General features: G+C 60.2%; 22 protein-coding genes and 2 pseudogenes. 14 read left to right on the top strand and 10 right to left on the bottom strand.

Annotated elements, in window-relative coordinates; all coding sequences use genetic code 11:
* Nucleotides 1-8: 8 nt before the first annotated feature.
* Complete coding sequence (locus FJV83_RS36080) at nt 9-965, bottom strand: DUF1403 family protein (RefSeq protein WP_142887470.1); 957 nt, start codon at nt 963-965, stop codon at nt 9-11.
* Between the two features lie 126 nt (nt 966-1,091).
* Here FJV83_RS36080 and FJV83_RS36075 point away from each other — a divergent pair, with 126 nt between their 5' ends.
* Nucleotides 1,092-2,291, top strand: coding sequence for a site-specific integrase (locus tag FJV83_RS36075; RefSeq protein ID WP_095775698.1), 1,200 nt, complete (start codon nt 1,092-1,094; stop codon nt 2,289-2,291).
* A 43-nt stretch (nt 2,292-2,334) separates the two neighbouring features.
* Here the strand turns inward: FJV83_RS36075 and FJV83_RS36070 are convergent, their stop codons facing one another.
* Together FJV83_RS36070 and FJV83_RS36065 are read right to left on the bottom strand one after the other, a co-directional pair.
* Nucleotides 2,335-2,853, bottom strand: coding sequence for an RES family NAD+ phosphorylase (locus tag FJV83_RS36070; protein ID WP_095775697.1), 519 nt, complete (start codon nt 2,851-2,853; stop codon nt 2,335-2,337).
* On the bottom strand, nt 2,850-3,185 hold the full coding sequence (locus tag FJV83_RS36065) for an MbcA/ParS/Xre antitoxin family protein (protein ID WP_179296568.1): 336 nt from the start codon (nt 3,183-3,185) through the stop codon (nt 2,850-2,852). The genes FJV83_RS36070 and FJV83_RS36065 overlap by 4 nt, the downstream gene beginning before the upstream one ends.
* 178 nt (nt 3,186-3,363) lie before the next feature.
* Here FJV83_RS36065 and FJV83_RS37465 point away from each other — a divergent pair.
* Nucleotides 3,364-3,989 (top strand): annotated as a pseudogene (locus tag FJV83_RS37465) (hypothetical protein); the annotation flags it as partial.
* Between the two features lie 135 nt (nt 3,990-4,124).
* Here the strand turns inward: FJV83_RS37465 and FJV83_RS36055 are convergent.
* Nucleotides 4,125-4,817, bottom strand: a complete 693-nt coding sequence (locus FJV83_RS36055; protein ID WP_095775696.1) for a nucleotidyl transferase AbiEii/AbiGii toxin family protein — start codon at nt 4,815-4,817, stop codon at nt 4,125-4,127.
* Nucleotides 4,817-5,068, bottom strand: coding sequence for a hypothetical protein (locus FJV83_RS36050; RefSeq protein ID WP_245318354.1), 252 nt, complete (start codon nt 5,066-5,068; stop codon nt 4,817-4,819). Before FJV83_RS36050 ends, FJV83_RS36055 begins: the two co-directional genes overlap by 1 nt.
* A gap of 419 nt (nt 5,069-5,487) precedes the next feature.
* Between FJV83_RS36050 and repA the strand changes: the two genes are divergently transcribed.
* The 10 genes from repA to FJV83_RS36010 all read left to right on the top strand — a co-directional run bounded on the left by repA (nt 5,488) and on the right by FJV83_RS36010 (nt 13,753).
* Nucleotides 5,488-6,684, top strand: a complete 1,197-nt coding sequence (repA, locus tag FJV83_RS36045; protein ID WP_095775694.1) for a plasmid partitioning protein RepA — start codon at nt 5,488-5,490, stop codon at nt 6,682-6,684.
* The gene (repB, locus tag FJV83_RS36040) at nt 6,684-7,712 is read left to right on the top strand and encodes a plasmid partitioning protein RepB (RefSeq protein WP_179296563.1); all 1,029 of its coding nucleotides are present in this window, start codon (nt 6,684-6,686) and stop codon (nt 7,710-7,712) included. Before repA ends, repB begins: the two co-directional genes overlap by 1 nt.
* A 157-nt stretch (nt 7,713-7,869) precedes the next feature.
* Nucleotides 7,870-9,075 (top strand): plasmid replication protein RepC, encoded by a 1,206-nt coding sequence (gene repC, locus FJV83_RS36035; protein WP_095775693.1) that lies wholly within the window; start codon nt 7,870-7,872, stop codon nt 9,073-9,075.
* Nucleotides 9,072-9,293 (top strand): DUF1612 domain-containing protein, encoded by a 222-nt coding sequence (locus tag FJV83_RS37675; RefSeq protein WP_280951256.1) that lies wholly within the window; start codon nt 9,072-9,074, stop codon nt 9,291-9,293. Before repC ends, FJV83_RS37675 begins: the two co-directional genes overlap by 4 nt.
* 31 nt (nt 9,294-9,324) lie before the next feature.
* Nucleotides 9,325-9,432: a hypothetical protein gene (locus FJV83_RS37670; RefSeq protein WP_348628978.1), complete on the top strand. Its 108-nt coding sequence runs from the start codon at nt 9,325-9,327 to the stop codon at nt 9,430-9,432.
* Nucleotides 9,433-9,467: 35 nt separating this feature from the next.
* On the top strand, nt 9,468-9,671 hold the full coding sequence (locus tag FJV83_RS37455) for a helix-turn-helix domain-containing protein (RefSeq protein WP_245318353.1): 204 nt from the start codon (nt 9,468-9,470) through the stop codon (nt 9,669-9,671).
* Between the two features lie 92 nt (nt 9,672-9,763).
* Complete coding sequence (locus FJV83_RS36025) at nt 9,764-10,450, top strand: XRE family transcriptional regulator (RefSeq protein ID WP_095775692.1); 687 nt, start codon at nt 9,764-9,766, stop codon at nt 10,448-10,450.
* 277 nt (nt 10,451-10,727) lie between these two features.
* Nucleotides 10,728-11,060, top strand: coding sequence for an RES domain-containing protein (locus tag FJV83_RS37660; protein ID WP_280951255.1), 333 nt, complete (start codon nt 10,728-10,730; stop codon nt 11,058-11,060).
* 478 nt (nt 11,061-11,538) lie between these two features.
* Nucleotides 11,539-13,191: an anti-phage dCTP deaminase gene (locus FJV83_RS36015; protein WP_095775691.1), complete on the top strand. Its 1,653-nt coding sequence runs from the start codon at nt 11,539-11,541 to the stop codon at nt 13,189-13,191.
* Between the two features lies 1 nt (nt 13,192).
* Nucleotides 13,193-13,753, top strand: a complete 561-nt coding sequence (locus FJV83_RS36010) for a hypothetical protein (protein ID WP_095775690.1) — start codon at nt 13,193-13,195, stop codon at nt 13,751-13,753.
* A gap of 134 nt (nt 13,754-13,887) precedes the next feature.
* Here the strand turns inward: FJV83_RS36010 and FJV83_RS36005 are convergent, their stop codons facing one another.
* The 3 genes from FJV83_RS36005 to FJV83_RS35995 all read right to left on the bottom strand — a co-directional run bounded on the left by FJV83_RS36005 (nt 13,888) and on the right by FJV83_RS35995 (nt 16,079).
* On the bottom strand, nt 13,888-15,033 hold the full coding sequence (locus FJV83_RS36005; protein ID WP_142886633.1) for an XRE family transcriptional regulator: 1,146 nt from the start codon (nt 15,031-15,033) through the stop codon (nt 13,888-13,890).
* Between the two features lie 2 nt (nt 15,034-15,035).
* On the bottom strand, nt 15,036-15,653 hold the full coding sequence (locus FJV83_RS36000) for a hypothetical protein (protein ID WP_095775689.1): 618 nt from the start codon (nt 15,651-15,653) through the stop codon (nt 15,036-15,038).
* Nucleotides 15,654-15,908: 255 nt separating this feature from the next.
* Complete coding sequence (locus FJV83_RS35995; protein WP_095775688.1) at nt 15,909-16,079, bottom strand: EAL domain-containing protein; 171 nt, start codon at nt 16,077-16,079, stop codon at nt 15,909-15,911.
* 36 nt (nt 16,080-16,115) lie between these two features.
* Between FJV83_RS35995 and FJV83_RS35990 the strand changes: the two are divergent.
* Nucleotides 16,116-16,326 (top strand): annotated as a pseudogene (locus FJV83_RS35990) (cold-shock protein).
* 425 nt (nt 16,327-16,751) lie between these two features.
* Here the strand turns inward: FJV83_RS35990 and FJV83_RS35985 are convergent.
* Both FJV83_RS35985 and FJV83_RS35980 read right to left on the bottom strand, forming a co-directional pair.
* Nucleotides 16,752-16,970 (bottom strand): hypothetical protein, encoded by a 219-nt coding sequence (locus FJV83_RS35985; RefSeq protein WP_095775687.1) that lies wholly within the window; start codon nt 16,968-16,970, stop codon nt 16,752-16,754.
* A 171-nt stretch (nt 16,971-17,141) separates the two neighbouring features.
* On the bottom strand, nt 17,142-17,384 hold the full coding sequence (locus FJV83_RS35980) for a DUF982 domain-containing protein (RefSeq protein WP_095775686.1): 243 nt from the start codon (nt 17,382-17,384) through the stop codon (nt 17,142-17,144).
* 417 nt (nt 17,385-17,801) lie between these two features.
* Between FJV83_RS35980 and FJV83_RS35975 the strand changes: the two genes are divergently transcribed.
* Nucleotides 17,802-18,998, top strand: coding sequence for a DUF932 domain-containing protein (locus tag FJV83_RS35975; protein WP_095775685.1), 1,197 nt, complete (start codon nt 17,802-17,804; stop codon nt 18,996-18,998).
* Nucleotides 18,999-19,126: the final 128 nt, after the last annotated feature.

Here is a 19,126-nt window from a genome sequence, read left to right as displayed (position 1 = left end):
GCTCATTGCTAGAGCCCAAACAGCCGAAAGCTGGGACGGCCGGAAAGCTCGCGCACGGCATCCAATTGTTGCAGCCGTTCGAACAGCCGCCGCGATGCAAAGCGCGACAGATCCTTCGTCGTCAGCGATCCAGAGACGGCGTCTTCGTTGAGCAGCAGGAAGATCACCTCGCCGGCACCCTTGGCGCGCAGTTTCGGCGTCACCGCCAGGAGTTTTGCGGCGCGGAGCGACAACTCGTCAGCCAGCCGGCAGGCCTGCGCCGCCGCTTGAACGAGCGCCGCGCAGACCGCGCGCTCAAAATCTTTCTCCGCGGGTCGGATGCGCTTGGCGCCGACGGCCTCTGCGCGGAAAGACGGGCCAAAGGCCTGCGCCATCAGGAGCGGCAGCGGCCGCGGCCAGCGCAGGCATTGCGCCAGCACCAGGTCGGCGAGCCACCAAGCCAAAAGCTCGGCATCGGGGCGCATGGTGACGACGCGGACGGCGATCGCCGCGGCGGCGAACGGCGCCGGCCGCCGCGAGCGCGCCAGGTCGTCGATGTGTTCACAAAGCGCGGCCAGCGCCTCGACATCCCAATGGAGGCCAAGCTGGTCGACTATCTTCCCGAGCCGGTCAGGCGTAGCGACCGGCGGCTGCCCGGCCAACTGCCGCCAGGCGCCAAAAATGGTGCCGGCGGGTCCAGGGTCAGCCCCGGCCTGGCGCAGATACCAGGCGTCGCGCAAGGCGGCCGCGTCCTCGGCGCGGCCGGCGAGCCGCATGCCGGAGGCGGCGCAATCGAGCGCCAGCCGCTGCCGCCACGCGCCGGCCCAGGCAGGCTGCGCGCGGGCCAGCGGATCGAGGACACCCAGCGCGGCGCCAGCCCGGAAGGCGGCCTCGCCGTCGCGCGGCGCGCCTGCGCTTGCAATCGCCCAGGCCGGAACGGAGGGCGGCGCAGAGGAGCTGGCGGTCGCGGGATCAAGGCGAATCATGATTGTGGAGGGTAAAGCGCTCGTGCGCTTTGTGCCATGAATTTTGCACCAAAACGCACAGCATGTCGCGGAGATAAAACGAACGATAATCTTGCATTATCGTTCGTTGTGGCGTCTAGTGTAGAAATGGCCATTTTCGTCGAGCAGAAGCCCGAAAAACACGTCGACCCGACCTCCGGACCGTCCCACAGCACGGCCGCTATCATCGATCATTCGCCAGCAGAGGCGGTCGTCGACGATCTCCCCGATATCATCGATGTCGTGCTCGCCATGGGACAGCCGTCGAACGATTTTTCGGGGGAGAACACGGCAGCGGCCGCGCCGCCAATTGTCGGCCTTCCGGCTCATCTGGAAGGGCTCGCCGAGCGCGCTCGCGATTACGTCGAGGCGGCGAGCTTGGCCAACACCCGGCGCGCCTACGCCGCCGACTGGAAGCATTTTTGCGCCTGGGCGCGCCGCCAGCATCTCGATGTGTTGCCACCGGATCCGCAGGTCGTCGGCCTTTACATCACGGCCTGCGCGTCCGGAAAGGTAACAGGCGACAAAAAGCCGAACGCCGTCTCGACAATCGAGCGACGTCTCTCTTCGCTGACCTGGAATTTTTCTCAGCGTGGCCAGCCGCTGGACCGCAAAGACCGGCATATCGCCACGGTGCTCGCCGGCATCCGCAACAGCCACGCCTCCCCTCCCCGGCAGAAAGAGGCCATCCTGCCCGAGGATCTGATTGCGATGCTCGAGACGCTCGATCGCGGTACGCTGCGCGGCCTACGCGACCGCGCCATGCTGCTTTTGGGCTTCGCCGGCGGCTTGCGCCGCTCCGAAATCGTCGGTCTCGACGTCGGGCGCGATCAGACCGAGGATTCTTCGGGCTGGATCGAGATCCTGGAAAAGGGGTTGCTGGTGACGCTGCGGGGCAAAACCGGCTGGCGCGAGGTCGAGATCGGACGCGGCTCGTCCGACGCCACCTGCCCGGTAGTTGCCCTGCAGACCTGGCTGAAGCTGGCGCGGATCGCCCATGGTCCCCTCTTCCGCCGCGTCACCGGCCAAGGCAAGACGGTCGGCGCCGAGCGGCTCAACGACCAGGAGGTGGCACGGCTGGTCAAGCGCGCCGCTCTCGCCGCCGGCGTCCGCGGCGACCTGCCGGAAGGAGAGCGTGCAACAAAATTCTCGGGCCATTCGTTGCGCGCCGGTCTTGCCTCATCGGCCGAGGTCGACGAACGCTATGTGCAAAAACAACTCGGACACGCCTCGGCGGAAATGACTCGCAAATACCAGCGCCGACGTGACCGGTTCCGCGTCAATCTCACCAAGGCGTCAGGCCTGTAGGGCGGAAAGACCCCTCCCCTGCCGTTTGGATGCCGAGAATGCGTTATCGCCAGGATAGCTGGTCCTTCGGCAACCGACCACTCGGGTCGAATACAGTTAGCTTGTGCGGCAGATCCGGACCCCAGTCCCAAAGGACCAGGTTGCGATCCTCCATCTCGGCGCTCGGGGCGAAACTTGGGACCACGATGCCGGCGATATTTCGAGGCCGCAGCCGGTCATAAATGGACCAGGACGCCGGGCGCTCTCCGTCGCTAAGCGCCGTCGCCCAGGCGCAGGCCATGTCCTCGAGCGCGACAGAAAACTCTCCCCTCCCCTCTTGCGTTGTCAGATCCGCGATGTCGTCACAATCAATCTCATAGGAGCAAAGCACGCACGGATCGATCCGCTGCGCGAAGCCCTGGTTGGCTTCCTTGATCGCTGTCATGATGGTCAGTGCCAGATAGAGTGCCGGCACGCCTTTGGGATTGAATCGGGCGCCTCGGATCGCCGCTCCTTCGCCGGAAGTCGGCTTGAATGCCCAACGTGGATCGTGTGCGCGGTAGCAGGTTCTGACGAACCTCACGCAAACCCGCCAACGGCCATGTGATCGAGATAATCACGGACCGCTGCTGCCTTGCCGTCCTTCACCAGCGCTTCAGCGGTGCGTCCGCCAAAAGCTGGGAGCGGCTGAGCCCGATACCAGGCCATCGCCTGCTCCTTGCCGCCCGCCCAATCCGTCACGCGGCTGATAATCTCAAGCATTTCCCGTAGACGCCCCTGGGTCTTTACCGTGGCGCTGCGCTCTGAGCGATAAAGGGTCTCGCGCGCTAGACCGGCAGTCTGGGCCAACTGGCCTTTGGACATGCCAAAACCGTCCGCGACCTGCTCGATCGCAATCTTCCCGTTCCGGTCCATATAAGACAAGATGAGAGGTCCATTCTGCTCGGGGATCTTGAGTGCATGAGCCACAGATTTCATCCCACCATATTGAGAGTCATATTTCCTGTGCAAATGATATGGCAATTCTCGACAGCTTTCAAGCTCAGGGACTGAACCAAGCTGCTGCCACCGCCCTAGCACGCACGCGGATCAAGCCGACCGTGCGCGCGATCATGTCAAGGCAGCAAGTTCGGCGAACACCCGCCGCGCCTATACCACCGACTGGAAGCTTTTTTGCGCCTGCTGCCGGCGTCAGTCGTTTGATCCGCTGCCACCAGACCCACAAATCGTCGGCCTCTACATCAAGGCCCAGGCCTCGGGATCGGCAAAGGACGCAAGTCGGTGTCGACCATCTAGCGCCGCCTGTCGTCGCTGACCTGGAACTATACGCAACGCGGTCAACCGCTCGATCGGAAGGACCGACGGCCCGGTCGTCGCCCCGCAGACCTGGCTCAAGCTGGCCCGCATCGCGCATGGCCCCCTCTTCCGCCGCGTCACCGGTCAGGGCAAAGCGGTGGGAGCCGAACGGCTTGACGATCAGGGGGTGGCGCGCTGGTCAAACGCTCGGCCTTGGCCGCCGGCGTGCGCGGGGATCTTCCCGAGGGCGAGCGCGGCCAAAAGTTTTCTGGCATTCGCTGCGCGCGGGCCTCGCGTGCTCAGCCGAGTCGACGAGCGCTATGTGCAAAGCAACTCGGCCATGCCTCAGCCGAAATGACCCGCCGCTATCAACGCCGCAGAGACAGGTTCCGCGTCAACCTCACCAAGGCGAGTGGGCTGTAGGAGATAGGGAAAAGCCCCTCCCCTTTTGAATCGAAAGACGAGTTGATTTCCGTCAAAGGTCCCACCAACCTTACCAAGGCGTCGGGGTTGTAGAAGAAGCCCTCCCCTCCCCCGCAACGACCCGGAGGGAGGCGATCAGGTCGGCTTGGACGATGACAACGCCTCATCAAGCACAACGATCGCGGCGTCCAGACTGTCGGCGGCTGACGCTTCGTAGTCGGGCATGATCATCAACTGCGCGATTGCACGACTAACGAATTCCCGATTCAGCTTTTCCAACCGTTCCCTGGTGCTCGCGACCTGTTGCGGAAACGCACGCAAGGCATCCACGACTGCGCCGAGTTGCGACCGGGCTGCGGCTGCGATGTCGAAGATGTCACGGGGCCTGGCTTCGGAGCCGCGATAGTAGACCTTCTTGGCAATGATTTCGGGAATGGTCTCGAGCCGAACCGTCTTCCCTTCGATATCATATGTCTTGAAGGGCGCCTTTGTCAGTGCTCCGGCTACGATGAAGTCGATTTCGCCGATGCCTTCGAAGGCGAACTTTTGAAATCGAAGCCCGTCACCCTGATAGTCCGATGGCATCAGCTCAAAGCGTAGGCGGCTTCTGGACGGGTCGATGAAGCCGAGCAGTTGCGGGTCATTGAGGAAAACATCGATGTCATGGCTTTCACGATGACCAATCTGGATCATCATAGCCGTCCCACCACCAAACGACCATTCGAAGTCGTAACCGCCCGCATTCTCCCGAAGCTGGTCAATCAGATCGGCAGCGATGCCAAAAAGCCACCGCCAGTCGGAAGGGCGCCGGCTAACGTGTGGGGACATCACGCAGCGAGCGGATAGCTCTCGCCGGACCAGGCAGAGAACGCAGCGGCAAAGGCCTTCAGATCAGGAACCGGGATGTCGTGCACGACAGCGAACTCGATCTGCAGTGCGGGGGGGACCTCGCCGAGAAAGGCGCTGACATGGCCAGGATGCTGTTTGGCCAAATCGATATCCGCCAGGCAATGAGCCAGCGCCGCGTCGTCCAACTGCACGCTGTAGGGCGCGTTCACGGTCGTCAGGATTGATGCCAAATGCTTGCTCATAATGGCCGTAAGATAATCGTTTCGGGTCGGAGACACAAGGTTACCTCCATCGCCGTAGAGTGGTCGATAGCCTCGCTATCGATAAGAGATCCTTTATCGATAGCAATTGATCTCGCCATCCAAATCGCGGATCTCGTCCCTTCAACTGCGGCTCCGGGGCAACTATACATCCGCAAGGCCAGAGGTAGTCCCGAAGGGGCCACGTCAGGGCCTCTTCCTTGATCGCAGGGCGTTAGTTTCACGTGAGTCGAATCCGGCGGCGCAAGTTGACTGCAGTCAACTGCGGACGGGCGATTTCTCTGTTAACCTCTCGTTAATATTAAATTTGTTGCCGGAACGAAAGAATCAGAGCTACATGCGGTTGGTGGGCCGTATCGGCTTTCAAAACGCATGTGCGGAAGATTTCGATGAATGTGATAATCCGGGAAGAGATTGCAGAGGTCGATCTGCTAATCACCCAACAGGCCAATGACCTCTCTGCAATGCTTCACGAACATCGGCTCGAAATGTTCCCGCCGAATGCACAAAAGACATTGCGACCGTTCCAGTTGGCGGAGGCTGCGCAATATCTCAATGTAACGAGCGGTTATCTCAAGAATTTGTCTCTCGAAGGCAAGGGGCCACAGCCGATGGTAACACCGTCCGGCCGCCGTTCCTACACGGCCCTGCAGCTACTGGAGATGCGACAGTATTTGGATCGAAACAGCCGGGCGGCAGCGAAATATGTTCCGCACCGTCGAAGCGCGGAACACCTGCAGATAATTGCGGTCGTCAATTTCAAGGGCGGCTCCGCAAAAACGACGACGGCAGCCCACCTGGCACAGCATTTGGCACTGACCGGGCACCGAGTTCTGGCCATCGACCTTGATCCGCAGGCCTCGCTTTCCGCCCTGCACGGCTTCCAGCCGGAGATCGACCACAACGAATCCCTCTACGAAGCCCTGCGCTATGACGACGAGAGAAAGCCGCTGTCGGCGCTAGTGCAGAAGACCAATTTCCCGAATCTCGATATCGTGCCCGCGAATCTCGAGCTGCAGGAATTCGAATACGATACTCCCTTGGCCCTCGCTCAAAAGGACGGCTCCATGGGCCGCATCTTTTTCGGACGTCTCGACGAGGCCTTGGGGGATGTTGCAGACCACTACGATGTAGTCATCATCGATTGCCCGCCTCAGCTCGGTTATTTGACACTGACGGCGCTCTCTTCATCTACCGGCATCCTGATCACCGTGCATCCACAGATGCTCGATGTGATGTCGATGTGCCAGTTCTTGCTGATGATGGGCGAGGTCATGGGCACGCTGAAGAGGGCGGGAGCCAACATGCGGCTCGACTGGCTTCGTTACCTTGTTACCCGCTACGAGCCTACTGACGGCCCGCAGAGCCAGATGGTCGCCTTCATGCGATCGCTGTTCAAGCAGCATGTGCTTGTCAACGAGATGCTGAAAAGTACCGCGATCTCGGATGCAGGGATAACGAAGCAGACGCTCTACGAGGTCGAACGCTCCCAGTTCACCCGGTCAACGTATGACCGCGCGATAGAATCGGTGCATCGCGTCAACTCCGAGATAACGGAGTTAATCCACAAGGCATGGGGGCGCTGATGTCCAGGAAGAACCTGCTGACCTCATTCACGGATCGAAAGTTGACCGCAGTCAACTCAGATCCGGCGAGTGATCTCTCGCCAGCAATGGAGCGAAACCGCAGCCGCGGTGCTTTCGGAGCCATTACGAGGTCGATCGACGAGCTAGCCGAGAAGGCGCAGGCGGCAAAAGACATTGAATCTCGACTCCTAGAAGGCGCTACGGTCATTGAACTCGATCCTGACATGATCGACATCTCGTTTGTCTCAGATCGCATAGGTGATGATAAGGAGGCCTTTGACGATCTGGTGGAAGCCATCCGGCAGAGGGGGCAGGATAGTCCAATCCTAGTGCGTCCGCATCCCGGCTTAGCCGGCCGTTACATGACAGTATTTGGCCACCGGCGGGCACGGGCTGCTAAGGCGCTCGGGAGACCGGTGAAGGCGGTCGTCAAGGAACTGGACGATAGGGACCATGTAATCGCCCAAGGGCAGGAAAACAGCGCCCGGGCCGATCTCTCGTTCATTGAGAAGGCCGTCTTTGCTGGCAACCTGGAGCGCAACGGCTACGACCGCGAAGTCATCATGGCAGCGTTGTCTGTCGACAAGACCGTGGTCTCGAAGATGATTTCTGTCACCAAGGACATCCCGGCGGAAATCATCAACGTTATCGGAGCCGCCAAAAACAGCGGCCGAGACCGTTGGTACGATCTTGCCAAGAAAGTCAGGGAGGGGGGCGTTACCGTCAAGGAACTGATGGCATCCCCCGATTTCAAAGCAGCTCCAAGCGATGACCGATTGGAAATGCTGGCCCGACATCTGGCGGGGAAACCCTCAGGCAAGCTTCCGGCACCCGATCGGAGAGGGCCGATCAAATCCTGGGCGCCGACGGATAGATCAGTCAGCGTCACACTAAAGAAGTCCGCGAAAAAGGCCGTCGTCACCCTTGAGGCTCCGGATGGGCCGCGTTTCGCTGAGTTCATCACCGGACAACTGGACGATCTCTATGTGGCCTTCCGGATGTCCACCAAGGAAGCAACGGGAGACTGAAACCGCAAAAGAAAAAGGCCCCCGAACGTCACCGTCGCGGAAGCCCTTCTCATCCTTTAGCAAGCTGAGAATCACATTTTCGCGAATCACTGTCAAGCGTTTTAAGCGTCGGTTCGGCGAGCAGATTTCTTTTGCCTAACTGAAGGCGAAGGAAGAAATGGAGACGGGTATTGCAACGACGCCCTTTGGGCGGCGGCCGATGTCGCTTGCCATGCTGGCAGCGCAAAACGATTCACGTGAAATCCCCAAAGGCAGGGTTGTCGACAAATGGCAGATCTACCGCAACCTCTGCGAGGGCAAGAGCATCGTCGGCATCGGCGATCGTGCGCTGGCCGTACTGAATGCTTTGCTATCATTCTATCCTGACAGCGAATTGAGTGAGGAAAACGACCTGATCGTCTTTCCCTCGAACGCACAGCTGTCGCTCAGGGCGCACGGAATGCCCGAGCCCACAGTCAGGCGGCACCTGGCGGCTCTTGTTGACTGCGGGCTGATCATCCGTCGGGATAGCCCGAACGGCAAGCGCTACGCCCGCAAGGGCCGGGGAGGGGAGATAGAGGAAGCATTTGGCTTCTCCCTGGCGCCCCTGCTGGCCCGTGCTTACGAGTTCGAGGCGGCGGCCGAGCGTATTCGCGCCGACAACAGGGCGCTCAGGCTTATGCGCGAGCGGATCACCTTGCATCGCCGTGACATCCACAAGCTGATAGAGGCGGCCCTTGACGAGGATGTCCCGGGAGACTGGGGAGGCCTGTGGAAGCGTTTCCGCGGCGTTGTGGAGGCAATTCCGCGCCGAGCTTGTATTGCCGAGCTCGAGCCCATCGTTGCCGATCTGGCCGCCTTGCGTGATGATGTGGATAAGCTGCTGGAAAACCATATGAAATCCACGAATCCGATCGGCAATGACTCTCAAAACGAGCGGCAGCAATCTGATTCAAATACCGACTCTATTTTTGAATTTGAACCTGCTTTAGAGAAAAGCGGGGCAACGGCCGAGCCCAGGACGAGGACCGCAGAGGCGCCTAAAACATACCCGCTGGGGATGGTGCTGAAGGCCTGCCCCGAAATTGGGGATTATGCCGTCGACGGCATCGGCAATTGGCGCGATCTCATGATAACCGCCGCTCAGGTGCGGGGATATCTGGGCGTTTCGCCGTCAGCGTATGAGGAGGCTTGCCATGTGATGGGCCAGGAGGTCGCGGCGATCGTGATTGCCTGCATCCTACAAAGGGCGCAGCACATCAGCTCGGCCGGCGGCTATCTGCGGGTACTGACCGAAAAAGCGACGGCAGGGCAGTTCTCAGTCGGGCCGATGCTGATGGCGGCGCTGAAGGCGAACGGGGCGACGGCGAGGATGACGGGATGACGGTCGCCAATCCCGCAGCTTATCGCTTTGCGCTTAGTTCAAGCGCGAGAGAGCGGTCTTGTCGATCGTTAGCGCCACGGCAGGCCAAGCTCGCCGCCACGCGGGAGTGGCCGTCGGTGATGAGCGCCGCGATTCTGCTCGAGGCTTGGCAAAACATCGAAGTGCTGCAGCACGCCGCCTGGCTAGGGCCGCTACTGGTGGCCGCGCTCCTGCGGTAGGAAGGCGCTTGCCGCGCACCATCTCTCCAGCCTGCATCTCGGCGCCAAAAACATTCCGAGGGAGCGGCGGCAGGCGCGCAATCGGAGCGATCGCCTGCTGGCCTCTCTCGATGCCATTCACGATGCAGCAGTGGCCTGAAGGAGCATGACTGTCTCGTGCTGGCGAAAAGCCAGATGGAGCGGCAGCTCAAACAACGGCGCTCCAACTCGAAATTGGCCGACCTGGTCGAACTGGTGGTCTCGCGGCCACTTGTCTCGACAAGCCTGATCCAGGACGGGCTGAAGGTGACAGAACAGCGAGCGCTCAACCTGGTCGGCGAGCTCGACCTGCGCCAGATGACGGGCAGGGGAAATTTTCGGGCATGGGGAATTGTTTAGTCCGCAGCCATTCGCTACTAACTTTACGAAATTATCGAACTTGACGAACTTGCGATCTGCAACCATATTGGTGCCAGCAGGAGGTTGTCATCATGGTCGCTCCAAAACGCAGCAATCATAGCGGGAACGCATCGCAGGCGGGAGTCGCCACCCTGAGCTTCACGACAAAGCTTCCGGCACAGGCAGACTTCAAGAAGGTATTGCTCGAACGCTATCAGGAAGCGATCGCACGCAGCCGTAAGATCGGCCACCGCGTATCGTTTCGGGTAGAGGTCGATCCGGCGGCTGATGCGCAGACGATCACGCCGGTCGAAGAGCAACCGATGGCTTCAGACGATACCTTTCCCGTCGAGGACGCGGGCATGCCCGATGCCGAACTCGAGGCGGCTCTTGCCGGAGCGCGCGCGCGCGGCCGCAAGCGTGTCGCCGAAATTGTCGCAGGCAAGGAGATGCTGAGCGCGGATGCCTTTGCCAAGCTGCTTGGCACGTCGCGCGTGACGGTCAACGCCAGGCGGCAAAGCGGACAGGTACTCGGGATCGATGGGGCCAAACGTGGTTTCCGCTTTCCTGTCTGGCAACTCGACAAGGACGGTCGTCCCTTAGGCGCATTGCCGGCGCTGCATGCCATGTTGGGCAATAGTGCCTGGGCCGTCTATCGGTTTCTGGTGTCGCGCCATGGTGCCCTCGATGGGCGGACCGGCCTTCAAGCCCTTCAAAAAGGCGATGACGCCTCGGTTTTGGCCGCGGCGGAAGGCATGGCCAGGGGCGATTTCGATTGAATGCCCGGCGTTCCACCTCCACCCGATTTCGCGCGCGCAAAGCTCGAAATCGAGACCATACCGCGGGGTCGGACGTTCGGTCGGATCTACTGGAGCACCTATCCTGATCCATTGGGGTACGGGAAGTCGCCGAGCCGGTTCAGCGATCCTCGACGCCGTCTTGACGCCAACCGGTTTGGCGTTCTTTACCTCGGTGACTCCCTGAAGGTGTGCTTCCTGGAGACCGTGCTTCCGCGACCGCCGCGAAGGAATCCTTGACGATCTTCCAATAGAGGAGGTGGAGCTGACCCGACGGCGCTACGCGGAGATCGCGACCACGACAGACCTACGCCTGGTCGATCTCAGAGGCGACAATGCCGTTCGGATGGGTGTGCCGACCGATGTCGTTCGGGCACAGCGCCAGAACCTGGCACGCCGGTGGTCTCTGGCGTTTCACGAGCACCCATCTGAGCCCGACGGGATCATTTATCCCTCACGCCTCAATGAGGCGACCAATCTTGCCATTTACGATCGCGCGGTACCGAAGCTTCAGGCGAAGCGTGTTACGGCCCTTCTCGGCGCGCGAGGGCTGGCTCAGGTTCTGGAGGATTTCAGAGTGGGGTTGGTGTAAAGATCCAGCTCGGATCCGTATCGCTTGGCGAAGAGGGCTGTAGCGCCAGAAGCGTCCACTAAGCCGGTGCAACGGAACGACCGGGGTGAGCCTGAGCCGAACGACCACTATCGAGATGCATTTGGCTGAAGTAGCCGTTCCGCTGGCGCCCCTTTGCGGCATTGCGCAGGGGGTCTGCTAACCCGAAGCTTTTGCGGCACCCGTTGCCTCGACGATTGTCGACCACCTCCGCCGACGTTGCGACTCCGGCTCCGATGGTCCCAGCTTTCCTGAGTTCCCACCCACATAGTCCAATATCTAATATCTGGCTCCCTTCTTTAAGTGCCGGGAACCGCAAAAGGTGTTGCCCACCCCAAGCGGGATGGATCTGGAGGTTCTTCTGGATTTCGTGATTGTATCCAATGGTATACCGCTTACCACTTTGCGATTTCTTCGATATGGAAAAGAATAATTGGAATCGGGAACGGGGGGTGCTGGCATGGCGAGATCGACGGTCGTCGCAAAGATTGAGCAGAAGGCTGGTCAGAAGCCGGATAGCAAGACCGTCTTGGCCGGGAGCCACTCGAAAGAGCTTTTCTTCGCCGTTGTCGGTCCAGTAGGGGCAGGCGCGTCGCAGGCGATCAAGGCACTGCAACGCGTTTGCAAGTCCGGCGGCTATGAAGTTGAGCTGATCAAGGCAAGTGACTTGATCCGAACCTGGGCACATGAGAACGGCCTCGCCTTCCCTGATGTCGGGCCCAAGACCTTGGAAGTGGTCACCGAGTTGCAGAACCTCGGTGACTCCATGCGCGAGCACGACATGGCAGAAGTCGCCAAGGCGGCGATGCGCGAAATTGCACAGCGACGTGCTGACCGCACCGGTCAGACGTACGTCAAGGGCGAGAAGGTCATTCCCGACAGCGTCAAGCGCGTCTACCTTATCGATTCGATAAGGCACCCGGCCGAAATTCACCTGTTGCGCAGAACGTACGGCAACGCCTTCGGGCTGATCGGCGTCGTTTGCGAGGAGGGCGTGCGTCGCGCACGAATCCTCGAGAAATACTTCCGCGGGCCGGAGAAGGGGCTGCCCGAAACACAGAACGCAGTCGATCGTTTCATGGATCGCGACTCGGACGACTCCAACCGCAAGCATGGCCAGCATGTGACCGAGGCGTTCTACGAGGCGGATTTCTTTATCGACAATACCCGTGATGACCCGAACGGCACCAAGAACCTGCTCGACACCGATTTGAGCAGGTTCGTTAGCATCATCTCGCATGATCGTGTGGAGCGGCCCACCATCGAGGAGACCGCGATGCACCATGCCCACTCCGCGCGCGTGCGTAGCGCCTGTCTATCCCGGCAGGTGGGAGCGGCATTGGTCGACGCCGATGGAACCGTGGTCGCGACCGGAACGAACGAAGTGCCGGCGGCGGGAGGCGGCGTCTATGGCGAACGCTTCGCGACGTCGAGCAGAGGCAATGACGATCATCGTTGTGCTTTCCGCGCCGAGGCGTATTGCAGCAGCAATCGTGAGCAAAACGATATCATCGACAACTTGATCGAGGTCCTTCCAGAGCTGAAGCAGGTTGCGGACAAGATCGAACTGGCTGCGCGCATCCGGAAGACTCGGCTGGGGGGCCTTATCGAGTTCAGTCGTGCGGTTCATGCCGAAATGGATGCGTTGCTGTCGGCCGGACGCGAAGGTGTTTCGACCGTCGGTACCCGCCTCTTCGTCACAACATATCCGTGCCACTATTGCGCCAGGCACATCGTCAGTGCCGGCGTGTACGAAGTTCAGTTCATCGAGCCGTACCCCAAGAGCCTGGCCAGAAAGCTGCATAGCGATTCCATCGAGGTGACCCCGTCCGAGTGGATACCGCCGGTCGCAAAGAGCATCGCTGCCGCGCGAGCACAGATGCGTACCGCTTCGGACGTCGATAAGGACGACGTTAAGCTCAACGAGCCTAAGGTGCTTTTCAGACCGTTCGTAGGGGTCGCACCGCGGATGTACGTCCGTGCATTCGAGAAGACGTGGCAACTTAAGAATAAGACAAGCGGAGAATTTGAGATGCGGGCACCAGAATGGGGTAGCGAATGGGCCACCTTAACGGTAGGCTATCCCGAACTCGAAGCAGCCTTGGCGAAATAGCGTGGCGAAACCGCAACTCACACTCGTCGAGAATACCGGAAGCTGGCATGGCCGCGTCGATGGTCGCGTTGTCGCGCAGACGCATGAGGTCACCACCCGTCATACTGTCCAGAGCTTACCACGTGCCGATCAGCTTGATCTGTTCGACGCGCCTGCCCTTCCCGATTTGCGCGTTTTCGTCGTTGCCATGGATACCGTGCACGGCCGGACGCTTCAGAAGGCCGTGCTGTCTAACAAGCCTAGGTCGGTGATTGATCTGCGATACGCGGCCCGTTTTGACCAATACGGATCCGACAGGGACACGTTATTCGCCTATTTCAAGTCGGTCGGCTCTTACTACGCCTTGGACTCGATGCCTTGGCACGACCTTTCGGTCCGCGACTTCATGACGGAGGGTGGCGTTCAGGTTCCCCGAGTTCATCATGAGTTGGTTGAGCTCGATAGAGGGGCAGTGATGTTCTTCGTTCCGAAGCCACAGCACGCCAGCATGCTCATTGCATATCTGAACCGGATGCTCTCGGCCAAAGCCAAGAGCAGCTGGCGGATCGAGCAGATCGCATGATTTTAGAGGGAATGTCCGCCTCGAATGGTGCCGCCGGCTCCCGAGTTCGTGTCGCGCCGCCTCTTCTTGCCTCATATCGGGCAGGAAACATCGCCCAGCGGAATCATGCCGTGAAGCCAAACACGGAACGGCATCTACAAAAGCTTAGCCATACCGAGCGGTACAACATTGTCAGGGAGCGTCGGCATGCGCTCGCCGGTAAGTCGGGCAAATAGCTCGGGGGCCATGCCAAGATTGGCAAGCAGGTGGTGCATGAAAATCGTGTCACGGTTGGAAACCCAGCTGATGGCCGCGCGCAGCAACTCCGGTTCCTCGACCGCAACCCGTTCGTCGTAGCGCTCCGCCTTAGCTTGTCCTGTCTTTACCAGTTGGATGTTGGCGGTGCGATATTGCGCAGCGTCGATCAGGCCCAGATCAAACGCGCGGCGGGCAATGGCGCGCACCGAAACCTTCCAACGAAGCTTCATTGTAAACAGAGCATTCCAATCGAGAGCCCGCCGACTTCGGGGAAATTCACGCGCGAAGGCAGTGCGCGGGATCAGAAATGCGCCGGCGAACCGGTGCGCTTCCCCTTCAGTGACGCTGTCGCCGGTCACGATGCCTTGGTGCATAATCAGGTGAGCTGCTTCGTGTGCGAGGTCGAAGCGCAAGCGGGCGCCCGCAGCTTTCGCGGTTGAGCGAACGATGATAGGTCGGCGCCGAGCCATTGACAGCGCATCGATGCGGTCAGTGAGATCGTCGAAGTGGACCACCACCGCACCAGCATTCTCCACAACACGCATCATGCTGGTGATTGGACCGTCGAGGCCCAAGCCCCAATGCTGTCGAGCATTCTCGGCGATGCGCTCAATCGCGTCGGGCGAAGCGGGGCGCGCTTCCTCTGGAAAGTCGACGATCGGCATGCGAACTTGGCCCTCGAGCGCGTCAACCAGCGCTTCTAACGCTGTCCCCCGGGCCACCGCCTGCGCAATCAGCGCTCTTGGGGCGCTCGCCAGCCGACGGAAGTGGCAGTCTTCTTCACGGACGGGGTTTGTCGCCGGCGTTGCGAAGAACGCGGACGTCACCGCAAGCGCGGCTGCCAAAGCATCGCGCATCTCGTCGGTTGGTTCTTTGGCGCCCGTTTCAAGCTGATGAACAAACTGCCGGCTAGCGGCCACGAGCCCGCCCAACTCATCGAGCGACAGCCCTGTGATCAGTCGCGCCAGTCGGAGCTTGTCACCGTAAAAGAAACGTGCTCGACCCGCCGGGCCTTGGCCCGGCGCACTTCCCTTCGTTGTCACGCCTAAACCCCGTCGGAAGAAGAGGCGATATCGTCGCCGCGCTCGTCCTCGTCTTCCCGATGATCGCCGACAGACGGCGATGAAAGTTCAATACCCTCTGGCCGTGCGTCATCGAGCAACACGATCAAAGGCTCTGCCTCAGCAAGGGGCAATGGCCACACGACTTCGGGCTGGTTGTTGCGTAGCGCGACGAAGCTAGCTCCGAGGAGGGCGCCATCCATGTCGGTCGTTACACCGATTCGAAACAGCATGCCGGCCGTAGGGATGCCTGGCTCCAGATCGAGCTGCAGTTGCTCGAAGGGAGTGGCAACCGAGATCTTTGCGGTAGGCTCTGCTGGATCTCCGCGCCAGAAGCGCATCGGAACACCGCCGATGCTGAACTGGAAATGCTTGCCGGGATCAATCACTCCCAGCCACTCGAAACCCGGTGTGCCCGCAGTTCGCGCGATCTGGAAGCAGCCGTAATTATAGGCGCAGACTCCCAAGGTCCAATTGTCGTCACCTATTGTGGGGTCAAAGCGATCGACCGCACTGCCACGGCCCAGCGCGAGCAACTGTGCAACCTTGACCAGCCGTTCTACCGTCAACTCAGGGTGATAGTCCCAAGGTAGCATCGCCATTCCTTCTTTTCCGAATCGGGCATTTTTAAGAATTTGTCAACCATCCGGATTATTGTCAAGCACTACGTGGGACGAGCCTCAATATGCTAGCAAGCTGGAAAAATGCGAAAACCCACTCAGGAGAAAGAACGGCGGGTTTTGGACGTGGCGGTTAAAACGTTAAACGGCTGGCATGAGGCGCGAAGCTGACCCCCCGCCTTTTGGAGCAATTTTGCACCCCGAAATACATCCTGTTCGACCGCCTGTAGGAGTTCGTTAAAGGGCATGGCCCGGCCGAACAGGTAACCCTGGCCGGCAGCCGAGACGACGAAGCGTCGCGGCCTGCTCTCCGCTCTCAATTCCCTCGGCGACGAGTTTGAGGCCAAAGCCCAGACCCAGGCTGACGATTGCCTTGACGATGGCTACGTCGCCGGCGCGGGTCGCCATTCGGTCAACAAAGACGCGGTCGATCTTCAGACACGTATGGCGAGTGGAACGGTAAAGTGGTTCAACGCGACCAAGAGCTTTGGCTTCATTCAGCCCGACGGTGGTGGACAGGATGTTTTGTCCAAATTTCTGCTCTCGAGCGCGCTGGCGCGTCGACGCTCGTTGACGCCAGAAGGTCAACTATAGGATAGAACAAGATCGGCGGACCGGCAAATCGTCGGCCGGCAACCTGAGCAAGGCTGGCTGAACCAGCCATGTGATTTAGGCAAGCGCATCAGGCACGCAAGCTTCAAGCTTCAGTGCACCAAAGAGGACAGGTCTGGTGGCCTACCGGCACGTCGTTGAAGTGTCACCTTTGATAACCCGTATGCGCGGTGCGTCGGATGTTTCCTCCCATTCGTCTGGCGCGTTCCCTCTGGAGGTTTTGACCTTCATACCTGGCCGGACCCTTGGTTCGGCCTTTTTCTTGCGCGCGAGAAACTGGAAAACTGGGGCGACGACGTCCGGCCACTGATTGGCCATCCCGCTACCAAGATCGTCCAATATCGCGTTGCCGGTTCACCGGTGAACTGAGAACCATGGTCAGAGCTGTCAAGCCAACGGCTTATCTTCGCCAGCCCGGCAGGCGAAGACTTGTACATGGCCCTTTTCTCGGCCTGCCGGTCTCTCCGGTCATGCAGGCTTGTCGAAGACCATAGGCAATCCACGTTTAGACGCCATCTCGACGACCAGTTTTTCGATTGCTAGATCGGAAAGGCGGGTCTGCAGTGTCGTACGAATCCGCTTGACCAGTTCGTGCACCGGCAAAGGTGCGAGATCCTCGGCATCGTCGAGAAGCCGACTGACTTCAATCACAACGTCAGCATCGATGTCGCCCGGCAAATCTCGCATATCCCATCTCCGATCGCGTTACTTACGGTCTTCCTGACCAATGTCGCTTAAGATGAACGTCGGGTTGTTTCCCGCGATGGCAGGACTCGATGCTCTGTTGCCGGCTGAACAACCCCGGTCATCGCTGTGCTGGCGTGAAGCTCTACTTTTCCGGCTACTATCAACTTGCCCTCAGTCGCTGCGTAGGATGTTCGCTTCCAACGCCGCTGCAACGAAGGCCCGTCTCGCAACCGGCGTTTGAGCTTCACCGCGCAGAACCTGAAGACATGCATCCATAGCCAGTTTTCGCTTCGTCGTCTGATGGGGGAAACTGCGCAGCAGGATCGCGGCTGCGTCGTTCACGTCGAATATGACGCGCTCACGCTCCTGCCGGCCAACTTGCACCACCACGGGCCGGACGAACCTGCTCGACATGCAATTACACTTTCAATTCAGACCATGACACGGACTTCGCGTATCATGACGTTGGGTCAGTTTATACAGGTATTGGCTAGGCACCGAAGAGAAACTGCAGTTGCTCAATCTCGAGAGAAGTTGCCTGCCCCAATTTCAGCAGACCGCTACCTGAATCCCGAGGGGGCCTCGGTCTTGTTACGCAAGAAAGCACAGCGGAATTCTGTCGCGTCCGGAAGGTGAAGCGGCGCTGGGTCCAGGCTCGGGCTTTCCTGAAGGCCGAGCCTTCCTTCCTGGGTGCCGGCCTCGAAGCGGCCGCTGCCGCAATGGCGACGCTTCCAAGGCGCGGGTGCCGGGAGAGAAAGAAGGCGGGCGGGTTGGGGTGGCGGGTGAACGGCCGGGAGAGAGTCTTCCGGCGCCCGCCGAGGAGCGACACTCATGACCCAGATGGAAATTCACACGCCAAAGCGCAACGACCGTGCCGGTTACAAGGTTGACGTCAGCCGCGGCCAGCGCATCGGCCGCGTCTCGTCAGAATGGTTCAACCGGCCGGCGGACGAGCGATACCTGTCGCTTACCGACCTCCGGAATTCGGTAAAGAGCCGATCGGAGCGCAGCAAGACCCGCATCGTCGAAAGTGAGCTGATCCGCGTCGAGGCCAGCCGCGACGATCCCGAGCGCCTGAGACTAATGCTACCCGATGCGCGTGCGCCTGTTGCCCCCACGCATTGGAGTTTTGGCCAACTCGCCAGCCTGGTCGGCGCGCCGGCCACCTATCTGCGCCAGCTACCGGCTCCGCTAGCGGCGATCAACCTACAGCATGGTCTCCTCAACCATCGCGCCGAGCAGGTCAAGACACTGGAGATCGAGAACGGACGCCTCGAGTTGCGGGCGGTAACAGGCCCTGATTACGGCAGAATATTTGACTCAGAACTGGTGGACGCCGTTCAAAAGATCGCCGGCAACGGAACCGGAGACACGCGCTGGAAAGTGCCCGGAGTGCTCGACTGGTCGACAGGGATCTACAATCCGCACGTCGACATCTCCAGCGACACCACCACGCTCTACGCGTCTGATCGCGATATCTTTGTCTTCCTCGTCGACGATCTGAACCCGATCGAGGCCGGGCAGCTGCCTAATGGGGAACCGGATCTCTATTTCCGCGGCTTTTATTGCTGGAATTCCGAAGTCGGCGCCCGCACCCTAGGGATCGCCAGCTTCTATCTGCGCGCGGTTTGTCAGAATCGCAATCTGTGGGGCGTGGAAGATTTCGAGGAAATCACCATTCGCCATTCAAAATACGCCGCCTCCCGGTTCGCCCTAGAAGCCGAGCCGGCCCTCATCCAGTTTGCCGATTCCTCGCCCATGCCGTTCGTCAACGGCATCAAGACGGCGCGGCAACGCATCGTTGCCCGAGACGACGAAGACCGCCAGGGCTTCCTGCGCAAGCGGGGCTTCTCCAAGTCCGAGACCGCGAAGATCATCGATACTGTTCTCATGGAGGAAGGCAGACCACCGGAATCGATCTTTGATTTCGTGCAGGGCATCACGCGGGTCGCGCGCGACAAGCCGCATCAGGATGTCCGCCTGGACCTGGAGGGCAAAGCCAAGAAGCTTCTCGATCTCGCCGCCTGATCCTGCGGAGGCCGGCAGCGAAAACTGTCGTTGTCGGCCTCGCCTCCGGGCCGTCTCCATCGATCCCAGCGCCGTCCTCCGAAGTAAGAGGACGGCGCTTTTTTCGTTTGAGAACCCGGTGAAGCCAA

This window comes from Mesorhizobium sp. WSM4307 (assembly GCF_007003945.1).
In the GTDB taxonomy this organism is placed as follows: domain Bacteria; phylum Pseudomonadota; class Alphaproteobacteria; order Rhizobiales; family Rhizobiaceae; genus Mesorhizobium.
The sequence above is the reverse complement of the archived record's forward strand: the minus strand, read 5'-3'. Positions and strand labels throughout refer to the sequence as shown.